The 14,286-nt window shown below is 44.8% G+C and carries 21 protein-coding genes; 17 read left to right on the top strand and 4 right to left on the bottom strand.

Going from position 1 to position 14,286, the window contains the following annotated elements:
- From FYJ45_RS32725 to FYJ45_RS15755, 7 genes are all read left to right on the top strand, one after another.
- Positions 1 to 111 (top strand): Gp49 family protein (locus FYJ45_RS32725; RefSeq protein ID WP_268890943.1); only part of this gene is annotated, 111 nt, incomplete at its 5' end.
- A 72-nt stretch (positions 112 to 183) separates the two neighbouring features.
- Positions 184 to 486, top strand: a complete 303-nt coding sequence (locus FYJ45_RS15780; protein ID WP_154465643.1) for a hypothetical protein — start codon at positions 184 to 186, stop codon at positions 484 to 486.
- Positions 487 to 870: 384 nt separating this feature from the next.
- Positions 871 to 1,281 carry a hypothetical protein gene (locus FYJ45_RS15775; protein ID WP_154465641.1) on the top strand — a complete coding sequence of 137 codons (411 nt, stop codon included), beginning with the start codon at positions 871 to 873 and terminating at the stop codon, positions 1,279 to 1,281.
- A gap of 21 nt (positions 1,282 to 1,302) precedes the next feature.
- The gene (locus FYJ45_RS15770; protein WP_154465639.1) at positions 1,303 to 1,446 is read left to right on the top strand and encodes an XkdX family protein; all 144 of its coding nucleotides are present in this window, start codon (positions 1,303 to 1,305) and stop codon (positions 1,444 to 1,446) included.
- Positions 1,447 to 1,461: 15 nt separating this feature from the next.
- Entirely contained in the window at positions 1,462 to 1,797 is a 336-nt protein-coding gene (locus tag FYJ45_RS15765) for a hypothetical protein (protein ID WP_154465637.1), read from the top strand.
- On the top strand, positions 1,778 to 2,092 hold the full coding sequence (locus FYJ45_RS15760; RefSeq protein WP_154465635.1) for a hypothetical protein: 315 nt from the start codon (positions 1,778 to 1,780) through the stop codon (positions 2,090 to 2,092). Before FYJ45_RS15765 ends, FYJ45_RS15760 begins: the two co-directional genes overlap by 20 nt.
- Before the next feature lie 12 nt (positions 2,093 to 2,104).
- A complete protein-coding gene (locus FYJ45_RS15755) occupies positions 2,105 to 2,878 on the top strand; it encodes a GH25 family lysozyme (RefSeq protein WP_154465633.1) in 774 nt (257 codons plus the stop codon).
- A gap of 270 nt (positions 2,879 to 3,148) precedes the next feature.
- Here FYJ45_RS15755 and FYJ45_RS15750 read toward each other — a convergent pair whose 3' ends face one another.
- Positions 3,149 to 3,520, bottom strand: coding sequence for a hypothetical protein (locus tag FYJ45_RS15750; protein ID WP_154465625.1), 372 nt, complete (start codon positions 3,518 to 3,520; stop codon positions 3,149 to 3,151).
- 167 nt (positions 3,521 to 3,687) lie between these two features.
- On the opposite strand from FYJ45_RS15750, the gene FYJ45_RS15745 reads away from it, so the two are divergent.
- The 3 genes from FYJ45_RS15745 to FYJ45_RS15740 all read left to right on the top strand — a co-directional run bounded on the left by FYJ45_RS15745 (position 3,688) and on the right by FYJ45_RS15740 (position 4,501).
- Positions 3,688 to 3,876, top strand: coding sequence for a hypothetical protein (locus FYJ45_RS15745; protein WP_154465623.1), 189 nt, complete (start codon positions 3,688 to 3,690; stop codon positions 3,874 to 3,876).
- 84 nt (positions 3,877 to 3,960) lie between these two features.
- Complete coding sequence (locus FYJ45_RS29625; protein WP_195841833.1) at positions 3,961 to 4,113, top strand: hypothetical protein; 153 nt, start codon at positions 3,961 to 3,963, stop codon at positions 4,111 to 4,113.
- Positions 4,114 to 4,195: 82 nt separating this feature from the next.
- Positions 4,196 to 4,501 carry a hypothetical protein gene (locus tag FYJ45_RS15740; RefSeq protein WP_154465621.1) on the top strand — a complete coding sequence of 102 codons (306 nt, stop codon included), beginning with the start codon at positions 4,196 to 4,198 and terminating at the stop codon, positions 4,499 to 4,501.
- A gap of 268 nt (positions 4,502 to 4,769) precedes the next feature.
- Here the strand turns inward: FYJ45_RS15740 and FYJ45_RS15735 are convergent, their stop codons facing one another.
- Complete coding sequence (locus FYJ45_RS15735; protein WP_154465619.1) at positions 4,770 to 5,129, bottom strand: hypothetical protein; 360 nt, start codon at positions 5,127 to 5,129, stop codon at positions 4,770 to 4,772.
- A gap of 111 nt (positions 5,130 to 5,240) precedes the next feature.
- Between FYJ45_RS15735 and FYJ45_RS15730 the strand changes: the two genes are divergently transcribed.
- Positions 5,241 to 5,549, top strand: coding sequence for a hypothetical protein (locus FYJ45_RS15730; RefSeq protein ID WP_154465617.1), 309 nt, complete (start codon positions 5,241 to 5,243; stop codon positions 5,547 to 5,549).
- A gap of 316 nt (positions 5,550 to 5,865) precedes the next feature.
- On the opposite strand, the gene FYJ45_RS15725 is transcribed toward FYJ45_RS15730, so the two are convergent.
- Both FYJ45_RS15725 and FYJ45_RS15720 read right to left on the bottom strand, forming a co-directional pair.
- Positions 5,866 to 6,630, bottom strand: a complete 765-nt coding sequence (locus tag FYJ45_RS15725; RefSeq protein WP_154465615.1) for a helix-turn-helix transcriptional regulator — start codon at positions 6,628 to 6,630, stop codon at positions 5,866 to 5,868.
- Positions 6,617 to 7,267: a trimeric intracellular cation channel family protein gene (locus tag FYJ45_RS15720; protein ID WP_025488300.1), complete on the bottom strand. Its 651-nt coding sequence runs from the start codon at positions 7,265 to 7,267 to the stop codon at positions 6,617 to 6,619. Before FYJ45_RS15720 ends, FYJ45_RS15725 begins: the two co-directional genes overlap by 14 nt.
- Before the next feature lie 427 nt (positions 7,268 to 7,694).
- Between FYJ45_RS15720 and FYJ45_RS15715 the strand changes: the two genes are divergently transcribed.
- The 6 genes from FYJ45_RS15715 (at position 7,695) to FYJ45_RS15690 (ending at position 14,235) form a co-directional block, all read left to right on the top strand.
- Positions 7,695 to 8,828, top strand: a complete 1,134-nt coding sequence (locus tag FYJ45_RS15715; protein WP_154465613.1) for an aldo/keto reductase — start codon at positions 7,695 to 7,697, stop codon at positions 8,826 to 8,828.
- An 8-nt stretch (positions 8,829 to 8,836) separates the two neighbouring features.
- Complete coding sequence (locus tag FYJ45_RS15710) at positions 8,837 to 9,739, top strand: AraC family transcriptional regulator (protein ID WP_154465611.1); 903 nt, start codon at positions 8,837 to 8,839, stop codon at positions 9,737 to 9,739.
- A 138-nt stretch (positions 9,740 to 9,877) separates the two neighbouring features.
- Complete coding sequence (locus FYJ45_RS15705) at positions 9,878 to 11,041, top strand: galactokinase (protein WP_154465609.1); 1,164 nt, start codon at positions 9,878 to 9,880, stop codon at positions 11,039 to 11,041.
- 148 nt (positions 11,042 to 11,189) lie between these two features.
- On the top strand, positions 11,190 to 12,716 hold the full coding sequence (gene galT, locus FYJ45_RS15700; protein ID WP_154465607.1) for a UDP-glucose--hexose-1-phosphate uridylyltransferase: 1,527 nt from the start codon (positions 11,190 to 11,192) through the stop codon (positions 12,714 to 12,716).
- A 197-nt stretch (positions 12,717 to 12,913) separates the two neighbouring features.
- Positions 12,914 to 13,567: a GNAT family N-acetyltransferase gene (locus FYJ45_RS15695; protein WP_235930827.1), complete on the top strand. Its 654-nt coding sequence runs from the start codon at positions 12,914 to 12,916 to the stop codon at positions 13,565 to 13,567.
- A gap of 146 nt (positions 13,568 to 13,713) precedes the next feature.
- The gene (locus tag FYJ45_RS15690; protein WP_154465605.1) at positions 13,714 to 14,235 is read left to right on the top strand and encodes an adenylate kinase; all 522 of its coding nucleotides are present in this window, start codon (positions 13,714 to 13,716) and stop codon (positions 14,233 to 14,235) included.
- Positions 14,236 to 14,286: the final 51 nt, after the last annotated feature.

Here is a 14,286-nt window from a genome sequence, read left to right as displayed (position 1 = left end):
AAAAATTATTCGGAAGAACTGGGCGCAGAAATCTGTATGGGAAAAATAAAAGATAAGATTTGGGAACTTCTGGGATTCCTGTTACAGACTGCTTGGCATGGAATTAGATAAAACCATTTCTGATTTATTGAAGTTAAACAAAATAATTTTTACCTACGGAAAACCGTAGAGAAAGGAAAAACAATGAATAATATCGGTGATGTTCTTAAAGAATTATGTGAACCGGCAGCAAGATATCTGGAAAAAAATTTAGATCCTCATACAGAGATAAGGATAACTGCGGATAAAATTGAATTGCTGTCCACAGAACATGGAATCCCTTTAAAAGAGGTATCGTATTCTCCTGTGATAAAAATCAAAGTGGATGGGAGCGAAGTCGCAAGTGCCATAGAGAAAGCGGAACATTTGAGAAATGTAATGGAAGAGGCCAGTTTGTTGGCTGATGAACTGGCCTCTAAAACGATACGGTTAGAAGTGAATATCTAAGTCAACATCGATTTGCTGTCTACATACAGGGCAAAAATTCATCCCAGAATGTGCGCTAATCCTTGTATGACAATTGGGACATTCCACTTCGATTTTCATATCATTTGCAGCCTTTCGTACCATGTGTTCAGCGGCATTTGTGATATCGCGCTGAAACCTTTTCATATCGGAAGAACTGCCAAGATTATATTTTTTGGCCAATCGTTTTTACTCCTTTCGTTGTACTCGGCCATAAATTGCCTGTAAATATAGTATAGAACGATAAATTTGTATAAGCAATCTGATTTTACGATGCAAGTATTGATGTAAATACGACACCATGGAATCAATATTAAATATATTAAGGTCCCGGCAGCCAAAAGCCGGAGAAGGAGAGAACTATATATGAACAAATTAAGATTTTCCGATAATTCTGAAATGGAAGTAATCGGTGTTTCCTGCGCCGGGAATATTCTGAAAATTAATGTGCCGGGAACTGGATTGGATAATCTGGTGACAGATTTTAAGGATTCAACAAAGCTTTCACCTCTCCGTTATTTTGAGGATGATGTACTGCTGCGGGGATATGCTGGTTACACCAAATTTGACGGCATGGATTATACGCCGGACGTGCTGCAGGAAGTGGATTACACAACCGAGGATGTAACAACTGAGAGTGGTTTCCGTGAAGTGCGGGCAGATATCGTTACTGTTACGCTGGAAAAAGTACCTGCAGTTGCAATCGTAGCGGCCAGAACCGAAAAGAATACTGCTGATATTGATTATCTGGCAATGGAAACTGGCGTTGAGCTGTAATTTTAAAGGGAGGTATACATAATGTCAAAGAATTTTAAAAAGGTAAAGAACTATTACAAGCGGAAACTGTGGGATATTGACCGGGTAAATTCCGCTGTAGGAAAGTGGATCACAGAAGCAGAGTACAAGGAGATTACCGGGGAGGAATACACTTCCGCAATTTAACATCTGGGGGACGGCATGAAAGATTTTATTGTGAAGTATTGGCTGGAATGCGCATTTACGGCGGTAACTGGGGTATTTGCCTGGGCTTACCGCAAACTTAAAAAGAGAGTGGACGAGCAGGAATTAATAAAGCAAGGCGTTCTTGCCATACTCCATGACCGTCTCTTTCAGGCGGGGCGGCACTACATAACCCAGGGATATATAACCCTGGGTGAATTGAAAAATATTGAATACCTCTATACCAGCTACCACAATTTGGGCGGTAATGGTACAGGTACGGAAATCTGGGAGCGTATAAAAGAGCTCCCAATCAAAGAAGGAGAAAATAATCATGGAAACAATTTTAACTAACATGACACTTTTAATTGCAGTAATTGGGGTTCTGGCCTTTATCGTTTCTCTTATAACCCAGGTATTTAAGGGTGTAGGCGTTCTTTCTAAACTGCCTACCGATATTCTGGTTTTGGTTTTGTCAATAGGCATTACGGTAACGGCTTTCATGGCGTATATGCAGTACATCCAACAGGTTATCATTTGGTATATGATTATTGCGGCCATACTGGCTGGATTTATTGTTGCCTTTGTAGCAATGTATGGATGGGAAAAACTTTCCGAGCTTTGGAAGCGATTTTACAAAGGAAAATAAGCAGGAGGTATTATGTATAAAGGAATAGACGTGAGTGACAACCAGGGTGTTATCAATTGGGTGAAAGTGAAAGAGGCCGGATGCCAGTTTGCAATCCTGCGGAGCGTGCGGCGCTCTGGTAAAGCAGACTATCAGTTTGCGGCAAATGTGGCGGGATGCATAACCAACGGTATCCCCATTGAAGTGTATAAGTATATGTATGCACTGACGCCAACACAGGCTGCGGAAGAGGCGCGGCAAGTAGTAGCCCTGTTACGCTCTTACGGCCTCACCTGCCGCGTATGGATAGACGTGGAAGATAAATCCTTGCGCACTCTTAGTAGAGGCGTATTAACGGGCCTGATACAGACAGAGGCCGACGTTCTCACAGGCGCCGGGCTGGAATATGGAATATATACCGGGAAAAGCTTTTATGAGGAAAAAGTTTTTGACACTACCGCTTTTTTCTGTCCAATGTGGATAGCCAGGTATCCGCACAGCAATTATTTTTCGTTGGCGGACAATCCTCCCGCGGATAGCTACAAGCCTGTAACTATGCAACAGCTTTTCGGCTGGCAGTATACCAGTAGAGGGCGTGTAGATGGAATTAACGGTGTCGTTGATTTAGACGTATGTTATGTGCCCTTCTGGACGCGTTCTGAACCTCAGGAGAACACGGAACATAAATATATATATGTTAATTCCGTGGCAGATACATGGACGCAGGAAGAGGCTGTAAAAGCGCATGAAAGGTTTGCCGCTGTTGGTATTAATACGGTGGTCCATAAAGTGGAAATAAAAGCATAAAAAAAGAGGGGAGCGATCCCCTCTTTAATTTTTCTTATGGCGGCACCGTCGTATAGACAGTGCGTTTTTACTGGGAGTTGAGGTATTATACATTCCCTTTGTATAAGGGACGTTTGAACAAAAGACTTTATCAGATATGTGGAGAAGTTTTTTTATTTCAGAATCTGAAAGTCCTTTCTTGCGTGCCGAGTCTATTTCGTGCGAAAGATTGGTTTATCTTCTTTCTCACGGCGCATCCCCGCCGGATGGTTAGAAAACTGCCAGTTGCTATTACGCCAGTATGGAGATAACTACTGCATCAGCAATGATAATTTCATGGTCATCGTTGCCGTACTCTATACGATCGCCAGCGATTATAACTGTGGTTCCATAATAGTTAGCATCAGCAAGAGACTTTTCCAGTTTTTCTGAGATTTCTTCCGGATCGTCCCAGTTTGGTACAATACCAGTGTTGTATGCGCAGGCTCCGGGAAGTTCTATGGGATTTTCGGTCTCAAAAGTTGAGCAATCCTGCTCATAATCCCAGTCATATGAGTTCCGGCACCAGTCACCAACCTCGTAATGTTCATCATCTGCTAAATGGCGGATGCCTATATAATTGTAATTACAATTTTCGATTGCACTTATAAGGCTGTTATTCATGACGTTCCTCCTTGTTTTCCTGTTCCTTATAATGCTATTATATACTATACGTACGTATAGCGCAATATGCAAAATAACCAAAGATACGTACGTATAGTTAGCTATTTTTATTATGTACGTATATCAAATTGTCTGTTACAATAAAAAATGGGAAGAAGGTGAAAAAAATGGCATATAATGAAAAACAAAAAGAATATGCAATGGATTATGCTAAAAGAACATTAAAAAGGATTCCATTGGATGTGAAAAAAGAATATTATGAAAATGTAATAGTTCCGGAATCTGAAAAATGTGGTTTATCTGTAAGAGCTTTTATATTGGAAGCTATTGCGGAAAAGATAGAAAGAAATAGTTGACAACTATACGTACGTATAGTATAATAAAAATAGTTAAAGGAAAGCTTTAACGAATATCCGGGTAAGCGGAGGAAGGAGGGAAAAATGGATAATATGAACATGCAGGAAGCATCAAGAGTTATCTTAGGCCTTAGGGCCGCAGGATGGGATGAGAAAGAAATAAACGATTTTATTCTCTACATCGAAACCGGCGAAGAAAAGTACAAGCCGGTGCAAAAAAATAAGCCTACAGAGTAGGCAAGGAAGAAACAAGGGAGGGCGGGCTTGCCACCGCTCCCCCGTTCAAAAAAATTATATCAGAAAGAGAGAGGGTTTTCAAATGAAAAAAATAAATGGATATGCAAATTATGGGTGTTTAGCTGCCGAAAAAATCGCTGTATACACAATAAGCAATCCCAATTCAACAGCAACGGTAAGCGAAAAAATTAGTCTTGAAATTCCTGATGATTGGGAAGTGTGGGAAACCGCCGCCGGGGATACCATGTTAACCGCCCCCTGGGGCTGGCAATATAAAGCCGATGAGGTAATCGGCAGAACTGTAAAAGATGGAAAAGACGTGCCCTGCCTTACGGGGTACGATAAAGATGGAAAGAAATTCTGTAAAGTTTTAACATGTGCTGATTAAAATTATCTCTTGTAAAATAATCAGTCTATGATATAATATAACCTATAGTGCAAAGGATGGTTTGCAGAATGCCATATCCCACCAATTCTGGGATATGTGGATTGACATTATTTTAATGTTTCTATTTATTTTTCTGGGTGTATACCCTACTATGAGCTACGGAAAAAGCGCTTCGGCGCTTTTTTTGTTTGCAATTTTATACATGTAATAAGTTATTTATGCATATTTTTGAGGGGTAATATTCACATAAACATCTTATGATCAGAATTTACGCTGGAATGAAGATACCTTGTATAACGCAGGTGTTATTACCTCCACCAGTGCCCCGCTGGGTGTGCACAGACCAAGTGACAGTATTAGCTGATATTCGCTGGTTGCTAAACTCTACATATTTGATTGTGCCATTACTAATATAGGTATTAAGTTGCTGTATGCCAGCATAGGCCAGTTTATAACCAGATATCCCGTCAAATGTTACAGAAAAATCAACCGTCTGCTCACTATTTGGACCTGCCATAGGATAGGATGCTGATTTAGTTTGTATTTTAAGATCGTTACCCAATTTTTTTGTGACTGTATCAGCACCAGTGGAATATGTAATGTATACCCCGTCCTCCCTGGCATCCATGCCCTTGATAGCTCCGCTGTCATTTAAGGCGGTTAAATTCTGAATTATTTTCTTTAAAATAGAACAAATGTTTTGTATAATACCTTCAAACGAATTGAAAGAAGGGATATTGTGTTCTATTATTCGGATGATAATATAAAAATAGATGAAAAAATGTTGCAGTATGGGCAGAAAGAAACAAGCATTGCATGCTGCGCTTATACAGAAAACGGGAAAATTAAGCCTTTATTCTTTAAAATGCCGGATGATAATGGGCTGATACAGACATACTATATTAAGCATATAAACAATGCGGATAATAAAATATATAAAGGACAACGGGTTATAGATTTTAGGTGCCGCATAGAAGTAAACGGTCTTGCGGTTGTTGTAAATCTGATAAATTTCATAGATTCCTGCAGGTGGATTTTGATACAATGAATGTAATAACGTCCATACAATCAGAAGAAAAAAACACAGAAAAAATTACAGAAGGAATTGAAAATTGAGTCATATGTAGTATAATATGAATCATGAAAAATAGCTGAAAATCCCTTGAAATATGGAAGAAGTCATATCTAATCATATAAACTGATCATATATAATTTCACCTTGCCAAGGTCGAGACCGCGGGTTCGAGCCCCGTCTATCGCTCTCACACAAACAGGAAAACAGCGGTTTCCAGAAAATCCGGGCCGCTGTTTTTAGTTAAAAAATTTTCTGCTCTTTCATTTCATTCATTCTTCCCATTCACTTTTCAAAGCAGCTTCCGTTTCCTGTCCAGGGTATACGCCTGATAAACAAGCAGAATCACCAGCCCGGCCTTTCCCAGTAAATGGACGCTCGTCACTGCAAAGCCCAAATCCGTCATGTTTCTGAGAGAGATTATGAAGCCCTGTGCAATCTCAATGAACGACACGGCGGCAGTCACATAGATAATGACAGGAGAAAGCTTTTCCCCGCGTCTGCTGAAAAATACAAGGATACATACCGCAGATAATACGGGAATAAACAGATCCAGCCAGCCGGATAGACCCATATGGCCGTTCTGTTTTATTGTCATATCTATGAGAACCGCAAGGAACGTCAATGATGAAACGATATAATTCGTACACATGACAGCGGCTGTTTTTGCAGGAGATAAACTGTTCTGGGCCGAAAAAACAAGCCCGGCCGCCAGGGCACACAGATTAATGAGATACCCAATCGCAGTAATAACGTTTACCGCCGTTATTTCTCCGGCCGGAGTTCCTTTCAGGGCCTGTGCAGGATAAAAAGAATACAGGCTGAACACAAGCATTAATAAGTATGCGGCTGAGGCGACTGCATAAAGTATTGTCTGAATCATATTTGACACTGGAGCAGACAGAACGGGATCTTTTTCAATACTTCTCTTCAGTTCCTCCCCGGACAGAAGTTCGTCTACGGAAACCTCCAGAATCTGCGCAATTTTTTTCGCTGTCAGAAGATCCGGAAAACGGGCGCCGCATTCCCAGCTGGAGACAGCCCTAATCCATATCAATTCCCGGCAAATCCCACCTGAAATGGCTTGCCAGAATGCGGATTGCCACAACCAGCAGCGCGCTGCCTATCATGGCAGAGTCCGAACGGGTTACCTGAAGCAGCACTACATACAGGCAGGCTCCGGCAATGGAAGCACAGGCATAAATATGCTTTTTTAAAACATATGGCGTTTCCCCGGCCATAATATCACGCAGGATTCCTCCGCCGATTCCCGTAATTACCCCAAGAAAAATAATCAGGAAATGATAGTCGCCATATCCGGCTTCCACGCCGGTGTCAATGCCAATCACCGTAAAGGCCCCAAGGCCGATGGCATCGAGGATATTCATAATTTTTTCGTAGCCCTCAATATAACGGCTGCCAAGCAGAAAAGGCCAACAGCGGAACAGCAGAAAAAGAACGAGTACGGTAAGAAACGCCGCCAGCACATAAACCGGGTTGCGGAACATATTGGGCGGGATATTTCCGATCATCAGGTCGCGGAGCATACCTCCGCCCACCGCCGTAATGACGCCCAGGACAATAATCCCGAACAAATCCAGCCGCTTCCGTACCGCTACCATGGCGCCGGAGGAGGCAAAGGCAATCGTGCCTATAATTTCTACAATAAATATAATATTTGGCTGCAGCTGCATAATCATTCGTACCTTTCAGGGATTTTAAACGTTCTAATAATAGCATGAAATTACCCCGGGCTCAATTCCCTTTTATAAATATGGAATTATAAATATAGAAGGTAAATATGGAAGATAAAATATGGAAAAACCCTTGACTTTGAGTGCACTCCAGGGGATATGCTGTTTATGGGAATGTATGGATGCAGTTAGAAAGGGGGAAAAGGAATTAGATCGTTGCCAATATCCGATGTTTTCACGGGGTAGCTATGGACAGGCAGATGCTGTTACAGGGCGGCGGGACAGCCTGAGGTACAAATCGCCATATCTGAGAATCATATCTTTTTAAAAGCTATAGAAAATGTGTTCGGAATCATTTATAATAATACCATGTGGTTCATTTCCACAGTCGGACTTTAGTGTATTACAACAAAAAGGAGTGTAGCAAATGGAAAAGAGAAAACTGGAAAAACTGGGGATTGAAACATCGCTGCTGGGGTTTGGATGCATGCGTTTTCCCACACTGCCCGATGGGAAAATAGATGAAGCGGAGGCTGAAAGAATGCTGGATAAAGCCATTGCCTCCGGCGTAAACTATATCGACACCGCTTATCCTTACCATAACGGGGAAAGCGAACCCCTGGTGGGCAAGGTGCTGAAAAAGTATGACAGAAGCTCCTTCTTCCTGGCAACCAAGCTGCCGTTGTGGGCCGTTAACAGCGTAGACGATGCCAAGCGTATTTTTGAAGAACAGCTGCAGAGGCTGCAGACAGATTATATTGATTTTTACCTGCTTCATGCGGTAAATAAGGAAAAATGGGATGCCATGAAGGAACTGGGCGTTGTGGAGTACTGCGCCAAGCTGAAGGAAGAGGGAAAAATCAGATATTACGGCTTTTCCTTCCACGATGACTATGAGGTATTTGACGAAATCCTCCATTACCGTGACTGGGATTTCTGTCAGATTCAGTATAACTATATGGATACTCAGGAACAGGCCGGAGATAAGGGCTATGCGCTGGCAGAAAGCCTGGGCGTGCCGCTTGTAATCATGGAACCCATTAAGGGCGGAAGCCTTGCCAACTTCTCCGAAGACATCAACGACAGATTCCATAAGATGGATCCCGACAGAAGCGTTGCTTCCTATGCGCTCCGCTGGGTGGGAAGCCATCTCAATGTAAAGGTTATTCTGAGCGGAATGTCCACTATGGATCAGGTGGAAGACAACCTGAAGACCTTCCAGGATTTCAGCCCTTTAAGCGAAGCGGAAGAGAAAGAAATCGAGAGCATCGTGACGGAGCTGCGTTCCCGCGTTCAGAATGGCTGCACCGGCTGCCGCTACTGCATGCCGTGTCCTGCAGGCGTCAACATTCCGGGCAACTTCAAGGTTTGGAACAATTATCACATGTACCGTACATATGATCATGTAAAATGGTCCTGGGAAAAAGAACTGAAAGAAGAAGAAAAAGCAAAGAACTGCATTAAGTGCGGCAAATGCGAGACACTTTGCCCTCAGAAGCTTTCTATCAGAGATAACCTGGTACAGGTGCAGAAGGATCTGGATGAAAGAATCTTCAAGTAAAACAGACTATGGAAAAAGCATATAAGCTGGAATTTATCAATGAACAGACAGGAACGCTGGCTGTAAACTGCTGCGGCTGCTCCAAAACAGAGCCGCTGCACAGCTTCGGCCCGGCGCTTAAGCCCCATTATATGATTCACTATGTTCTGAGCGGAAAGGGAATTTTCCGGATAGGCGGAAGAGAGTACCCGCTGGAGGCGGGGAGCGGCTTCCTCATTACACCCGGAGAGCTGGCCTTTTACCAGTCAGATGAAAGAGAGCCCTGGACCTACGTTTGGGTGGGCTTTTCCGGAAGCGGCGCCGGGAACTTCGTGAACTATATGGGGCTTTCAGTGCGTCATCCGGTTTTTCATTCCGAACGTTCGGACGAGCTTTACGGAAGCGTGAGGGATATGATGGAGCACAACACCTTCGGCCTTACAAATGAGCTGCGGCGCAACGGCCAGCTCCAGATTTTTTTGTCCCTTATTGCGGAAAATGCCAGACCGCAGGACAAGGCGGAAGAGGATAAGGCGAACCAGTATGTGATAAGGGCGGTGGAATTCATCCAGCGCAACTACTGCAATCCGGTGAAGGTTACGGATGTGGCGGATTATGTATGTATCAACAGGAGCTATCTGTATACCCTGTTTGAAAATTCCATGGGGATGTCGCCCCAGCAGTTTCTGACTACTTACCGGATTACCAAGGCGGCGGAACTGCTTGCCGTGACGGCGCTTCCCGTGGAGAGCATCGCGCTTTCCTGTGGCTATAATGACCCTCTGGTTTTTACAAAGGCATTTAAACAGATGAAAGGAATGTCTCCCTCCAGCTACAGGCGGGAGATGCAGAATAAGGAAAGCCGCAGAAATAAAGAATACTTAAGACAGGTGGAAGATTTCATCAGTCAGGTCAATAATTTAAACAGTTAACATTTTGACAGGTACTTGCAACAAATATCACTTTGCCGGTATCTGTCTTTTGTTATATGATAAATTCAGGTGAAAGCGGTTGCACATTCTGCGGCCATAACGAAACGATACATAGCCATAAAGAAAAGGAGAAGGAGCATGAAAGAAAAAATTCTGCAGAAATTTGGGGAAGTTTTTGGGGATACCACAGGAGCGAGAACCTACTTTGCCCCGGGACGCGTGAATCTCATCGGGGAGCATACGGACTATAACGGCGGACATGTTTTTCCCTGTGCGCTGACTATCGGAACCTATGGCGTGGCAAGGCAGAGAGCCGACAGGAAGCTGCGTTTTTATTCTATGAATTTTGAACATCTGGGAGTGATTGAAAGCAGCCTGGACGGCTTAAAGCCTGAGAAGGAAGCTGACTGGACCAATTATCCCAAGGGAGTTATGTGGGCATTTAAAAAGAGAGGCTTTGAGATCCCTTATGGAATGGATCTGCTTCTTTTCGGCAACATTCCCAACGGCTCCGGCCTGTCCTCCTCCGCATCCGTAGAGGTGCTGACCGGATTTATTCTCAGGGATATGTTTGGCTTTGACGTGACCAATCAGGATCTGGCGCTTATCGGACAGTATTCCGAGAACAATTTCAACGGCGTCAACTGCGGAATTATGGATCAGTTCGCTATTGCCATGGGCAAAAAGGATCACGCCATTTTCCTGGATACCGCGGATCTGAGCTTTGAATATGCGCCCATCCATCTGGAAGGCGCCAAGATTGTCATTGCCTGCAGCAATAAGAAGCGCGGCCTGGGAGATTCCAAATATAACGAAAGGAGAAGCGAATGCGAGACAGCTCTGGCTGAGATTCAGGAGGTTGTGGGAATCAACTCTCTGGGAGACCTCACGGAAGAGCAGTTTGAACAGTATAAATCTGCAATCAAAGACGATGTACGCACAAAACGCGCAAAGCATGCGGTTTATGAAAACCAGCGCACCATCAAGGCTGTTGCCGCTCTGAAGGCGAATGATATCGCACAGTTTGGCCAGCTGATGAATGCTTCCCACGTATCCCTTCGTGATGATTATGAAGTTACCGGCATTGAGCTGGATACCCTGGTGGAAGAAGCCTGGAAGGTGGACGGCGTTATCGGTTCCCGTATGACAGGCGCAGGCTTCGGCGGCTGCACTGTCAGCATCGTTAAGAAGGAAGCCATCGACGGTTTCATCGAAAAGGTAGGAGCGGAATATCTGAAGAAAATTGGTTATGCTGCTGATTTCTATGTTGTGGAGATCGGGGACGGACCGGGCTTAATCTAATCAGTACGGGCGGCTGGGTTCCAGGCCGCCCCTCTTTATGCACAGAGCCGGCAGGCTGGTGGAGTTACATAGAATACACAGAGCCGGCAGGCTTATGGAGTTACACAGATACAGGTTGCGCGGGATTACCGCAGAAATGAGGGAGAATATGATTCAGAAAAGTATCAGGGAATTAGTAAGATATGGTCTTGCGACCGGACTTGTGGAGCCGGAGGATACCATCTACACCGCTAACCGTCTTTTGGAGCTGTTCGGCCTGGAGGAGCTTGAGGATGCGGATACGCCGATTACAGCCGAAAAAAGCGAAGAAGCACAGCTGACAGGCGAACTGGAAAGCATTCTTAAGGATATGCTTGACTACGCGGCACAGAACGGACTTCTTGAAAACAACAGCGTTGTATACAGGGATCTGTTCGATACAAAAATCATGAGCGTGCTTGTGGCGCGTCCCAGTGAAATTATTCGAAAATTCAATGCTTACTATGCCCAGTCCCCGGAAGCTGCCACGGAGTATTTTTACAAATTCAGCCAGGATACAGACTATATCAGACGTTACCGCGTATGCCGTGACCAGAAATGGATTGCCCATACAAAGTACGGAGATCTGGACATCACCATCAACCTGTCCAAGCCGGAAAAGGATCCCAAGGCAATTGCAGCCGCCAAAAACGCAAAACAGAGCGGATACCCCAAATGCCAGCTGTGCGTGGAAAATGAAGGCTATGCAGGACGCGTAAACCATCCCGCAAGACAGAACCACAGGATTATTCCCATCACCATCAACGGCGGTCAGTGGGGCTTCCAGTACTCCCCTTATGTTTACTATAATGAACACTGCATTGTTTTCAATTCCCAGCATATTCCCATGAAAATCGAACACAACACCTTTGTGAAGCTGTTTGATTTTGTGAAGCTGTTCCCTCATTATATGCTTGGTTCCAATGCGGACCTTCCTATCGTAGGCGGCTCCATTTTAAGCCACGACCACTTCCAGGGCGGTCACTATGAATTCCCCATGGCCAAAGCCGGCGTGGACAAAACCTTTACGGTAAAAGGCTTTGAAGATGTAACAGCGGGAATTGTGAACTGGCCCATGTCCGTTATCCGTATTTCCGGTCCTGACAGCGATAGGCTTATTGCCCTTGCCGACGTGATTCTTGATAAATGGCGCAGCTACACAGACGAAGAGGCATTTATCTATGCTGAAACAGATGGGGAGCCTCACAATACCATTACCCCCATCGCAAGAAAACGCGGTGACAGCTACGAACTGGATCTGGTGCTGCGCAACAACATTACCACAGAAGAACATCCCATGGGCGTTTACCATCCTCATGCAAAGCTGCACCATATCAAAAAGGAAAACATCGGCCTGATTGAGGTTATGGGTCTTGCGGTGCTTCCTTCCCGTCTGGACGGTGAAATGGCCGCTCTGGAAAAAGCAATACTGGAAGGCGCGGATATCCGCGGCGATGAGGTTCTTGGCAAGCATGCGGACTGGGTGGAGGAATTCCTTCCCAGATATGAGAATGTGACGGCAGACAACATCCATGAAATCATACAGACAGAAATCGGCCAGGTATTCATGGAAGTTCTGGAGGATGCCGGCGTTTATAAAAGAACGGCGGAAGGCCAGGCGGCATTTGACAGGTTTACGGCGGTTTTGAATCAGTAAGGCGGCGAAAATAAAAAGTGACTTGAAAGATTCAAGTCCCCAGTGTATAATTTATTTAGAAGTAATCAAAGGATATTTCGGGTCCGATGATTGCGCTTCGGATAACTGTATAATTTTTAGTTACAAGCTATCCTCTATTGGCCGTAGAGGATAGCTATTTTTTGTCCTGATGATTATCTATGTAAGCCAGTGCTGCAATGTATACGATTGAAATGACATGGGAATCAAAATCATATGGGCCGAAAGGCAGACAATGCAGAATTCTTGACTTTATACTAAGAGCCAAACAGCATTCTGTAATCCGCCCCTTCACCCCTGAAGACACCGATGCGTTTTTTGCGCTCATGTCCGACCGGGAGATAAACACCTTCCTCCCCTGGTTCCCCCTGCAGACAAGAGAGGAAGCGGAGCAGTTCCTTGAAGAACGTTATCTGAGCCGCAGTGAGGAACCTGACGGCTTTCATTATGCCATATGTCTTAAGACAGATAATATCCCCATTGGCTATATCAACGTGGACGCGGGGGAAAGCCATGATTTCGGCTATGCTCTGAGAAGGGACTGCCAGCATAAGGGCATTATGACAGAAGCTGCCCTCGCGGTGCTGGAGGAAATCAGAAAAGCCGGAATTCCATACATAACGGCGACACATGATGTAAAGAACCCGGCAAGCGGAAACGTGATGAAACGCATGGGCATGACCTACCGCTATTCTTACGAGGAACCGTGGCAGCTCAAGAATATACTGGTCACCTTCCGAATGTACCAGCTGAATCTTGACGGCAGGAAGGATCGGGTATACATGGAGTACTGGAACCGTTACCCGGTCCATTATATTGAGAAGGATGTATAAGCCCTTTTTTATCGCATCAAGTCAAAAAACGGCCGCAGTTCTTTTTACTGCCGCCCCGGAACCCCTTGCCACCCGCCGGCTTTCGCTGTATCCTAAAGAAAAGCCGGGACGACGATGAAAATCGGTTCCATATACGGAGGAGTTTTATGATTATATTGATTGCCGGGAGCACCCATGCCGGAAAGACCCTTTTTGCCCAGAAACTTCTGGAAGCCTATTCCTATCCTTATCTGTCCATCGACCACCTGAAAATGGGCCTGATCCGCAGCGGCCGCACATCCCTGACGCCGGAAAGCGATGGCAGGCGGCTGACGGATTATCTGTGGCCTGTTGTGCGGGAGATGATCAAAACTGCGATTGAGAACAAACAGAACCTGATAGTTGAAGGCTGCTATATCCCCTTTGATTTTAAAAAGGATTTCGGACCGGAATATCTGCAGGAGATCCGCTATGTCTGCCTTGTTTTCAGCGAAAACTATATCCGCGCCCATTTCGCTGACATCAGGGCCCATGGAAGCGATATTGAAGACCGCATGGAGGATGAATATCTGGAGCTGGAGCCATTGGTTGACAAGAACAGGGAAAACCTGGAGCTGTGCAGGGCATACGGCCTGGAATATGTTCTAATTGATAAAACATATGAAATTACCTGGAGGCCGCAGCCGTAAGGCACTGTTAAGCAGCCGGATCCCCCGGAGCAGCCCTGTATCTTTCGGGAT

It is taken from the genome of Eisenbergiella porci (assembly GCF_009696275.1).
In the GTDB taxonomy this organism is placed as follows: Bacteria; Bacillota; Clostridia; order Lachnospirales; family Lachnospiraceae; genus Eisenbergiella; species Eisenbergiella porci.
Note: the sequence above shows the minus strand (reverse complement) of the source record. Positions and strands in the feature narration are given on the sequence as shown.

Excerpts from the sequence above, each read along its gene's own strand:
- FYJ45_RS15760 (WP_154465635.1), top strand. The coding sequence starts at position 1,778 with ATGGAAACAATTTTAACTAACATGACACTTTTAATTGCAGTAATTGGG.
- FYJ45_RS15715 (WP_154465613.1), top strand. The coding sequence starts at position 7,695 with ATGGAAAAGAGAAAACTGGAAAAACTGGGGATTGAAACATCGCTGCTG.
- FYJ45_RS15775 (WP_154465641.1), top strand. The coding sequence starts at position 871 with ATGAACAAATTAAGATTTTCCGATAATTCTGAAATGGAAGTAATCGGT.
- FYJ45_RS15770 (WP_154465639.1), top strand. The coding sequence starts at position 1,303 with ATGTCAAAGAATTTTAAAAAGGTAAAGAACTATTACAAGCGGAAACTG.
- FYJ45_RS15780 (WP_154465643.1), top strand. The coding sequence starts at position 184 with ATGAATAATATCGGTGATGTTCTTAAAGAATTATGTGAACCGGCAGCA.
- FYJ45_RS15695 (WP_235930827.1), top strand. The coding sequence starts at position 12,914 with ATGTATACGATTGAAATGACATGGGAATCAAAATCATATGGGCCGAAA.
- FYJ45_RS29625 (WP_195841833.1), top strand. The coding sequence starts at position 3,961 with ATGGATAATATGAACATGCAGGAAGCATCAAGAGTTATCTTAGGCCTT.
- FYJ45_RS15755 (WP_154465633.1), top strand. The coding sequence starts at position 2,105 with ATGTATAAAGGAATAGACGTGAGTGACAACCAGGGTGTTATCAATTGG.
- galT (WP_154465607.1), top strand. The coding sequence starts at position 11,190 with ATGATTCAGAAAAGTATCAGGGAATTAGTAAGATATGGTCTTGCGACC.
- FYJ45_RS15740 (WP_154465621.1), top strand. The coding sequence starts at position 4,196 with ATGAAAAAAATAAATGGATATGCAAATTATGGGTGTTTAGCTGCCGAA.
- FYJ45_RS15765 (WP_154465637.1), top strand. The coding sequence starts at position 1,462 with ATGAAAGATTTTATTGTGAAGTATTGGCTGGAATGCGCATTTACGGCG.
- FYJ45_RS15690 (WP_154465605.1), top strand. The coding sequence starts at position 13,714 with ATGATTATATTGATTGCCGGGAGCACCCATGCCGGAAAGACCCTTTTT.
- FYJ45_RS15705 (WP_154465609.1), top strand. The coding sequence starts at position 9,878 with ATGAAAGAAAAAATTCTGCAGAAATTTGGGGAAGTTTTTGGGGATACC.
- FYJ45_RS15710 (WP_154465611.1), top strand. The coding sequence starts at position 8,837 with ATGGAAAAAGCATATAAGCTGGAATTTATCAATGAACAGACAGGAACG.
- FYJ45_RS15735 (WP_154465619.1), bottom strand. The coding sequence starts at position 5,129 with ATGGATGCCAGGGAGGACGGGGTATACATTACATATTCCACTGGTGCT.
- FYJ45_RS15745 (WP_154465623.1), top strand. The coding sequence starts at position 3,688 with ATGGCATATAATGAAAAACAAAAAGAATATGCAATGGATTATGCTAAA.
- FYJ45_RS15750 (WP_154465625.1), bottom strand. The coding sequence starts at position 3,520 with ATGAATAACAGCCTTATAAGTGCAATCGAAAATTGTAATTACAATTAT.
- FYJ45_RS15720 (WP_025488300.1), bottom strand. The coding sequence starts at position 7,267 with ATGCAGCTGCAGCCAAATATTATATTTATTGTAGAAATTATAGGCACG.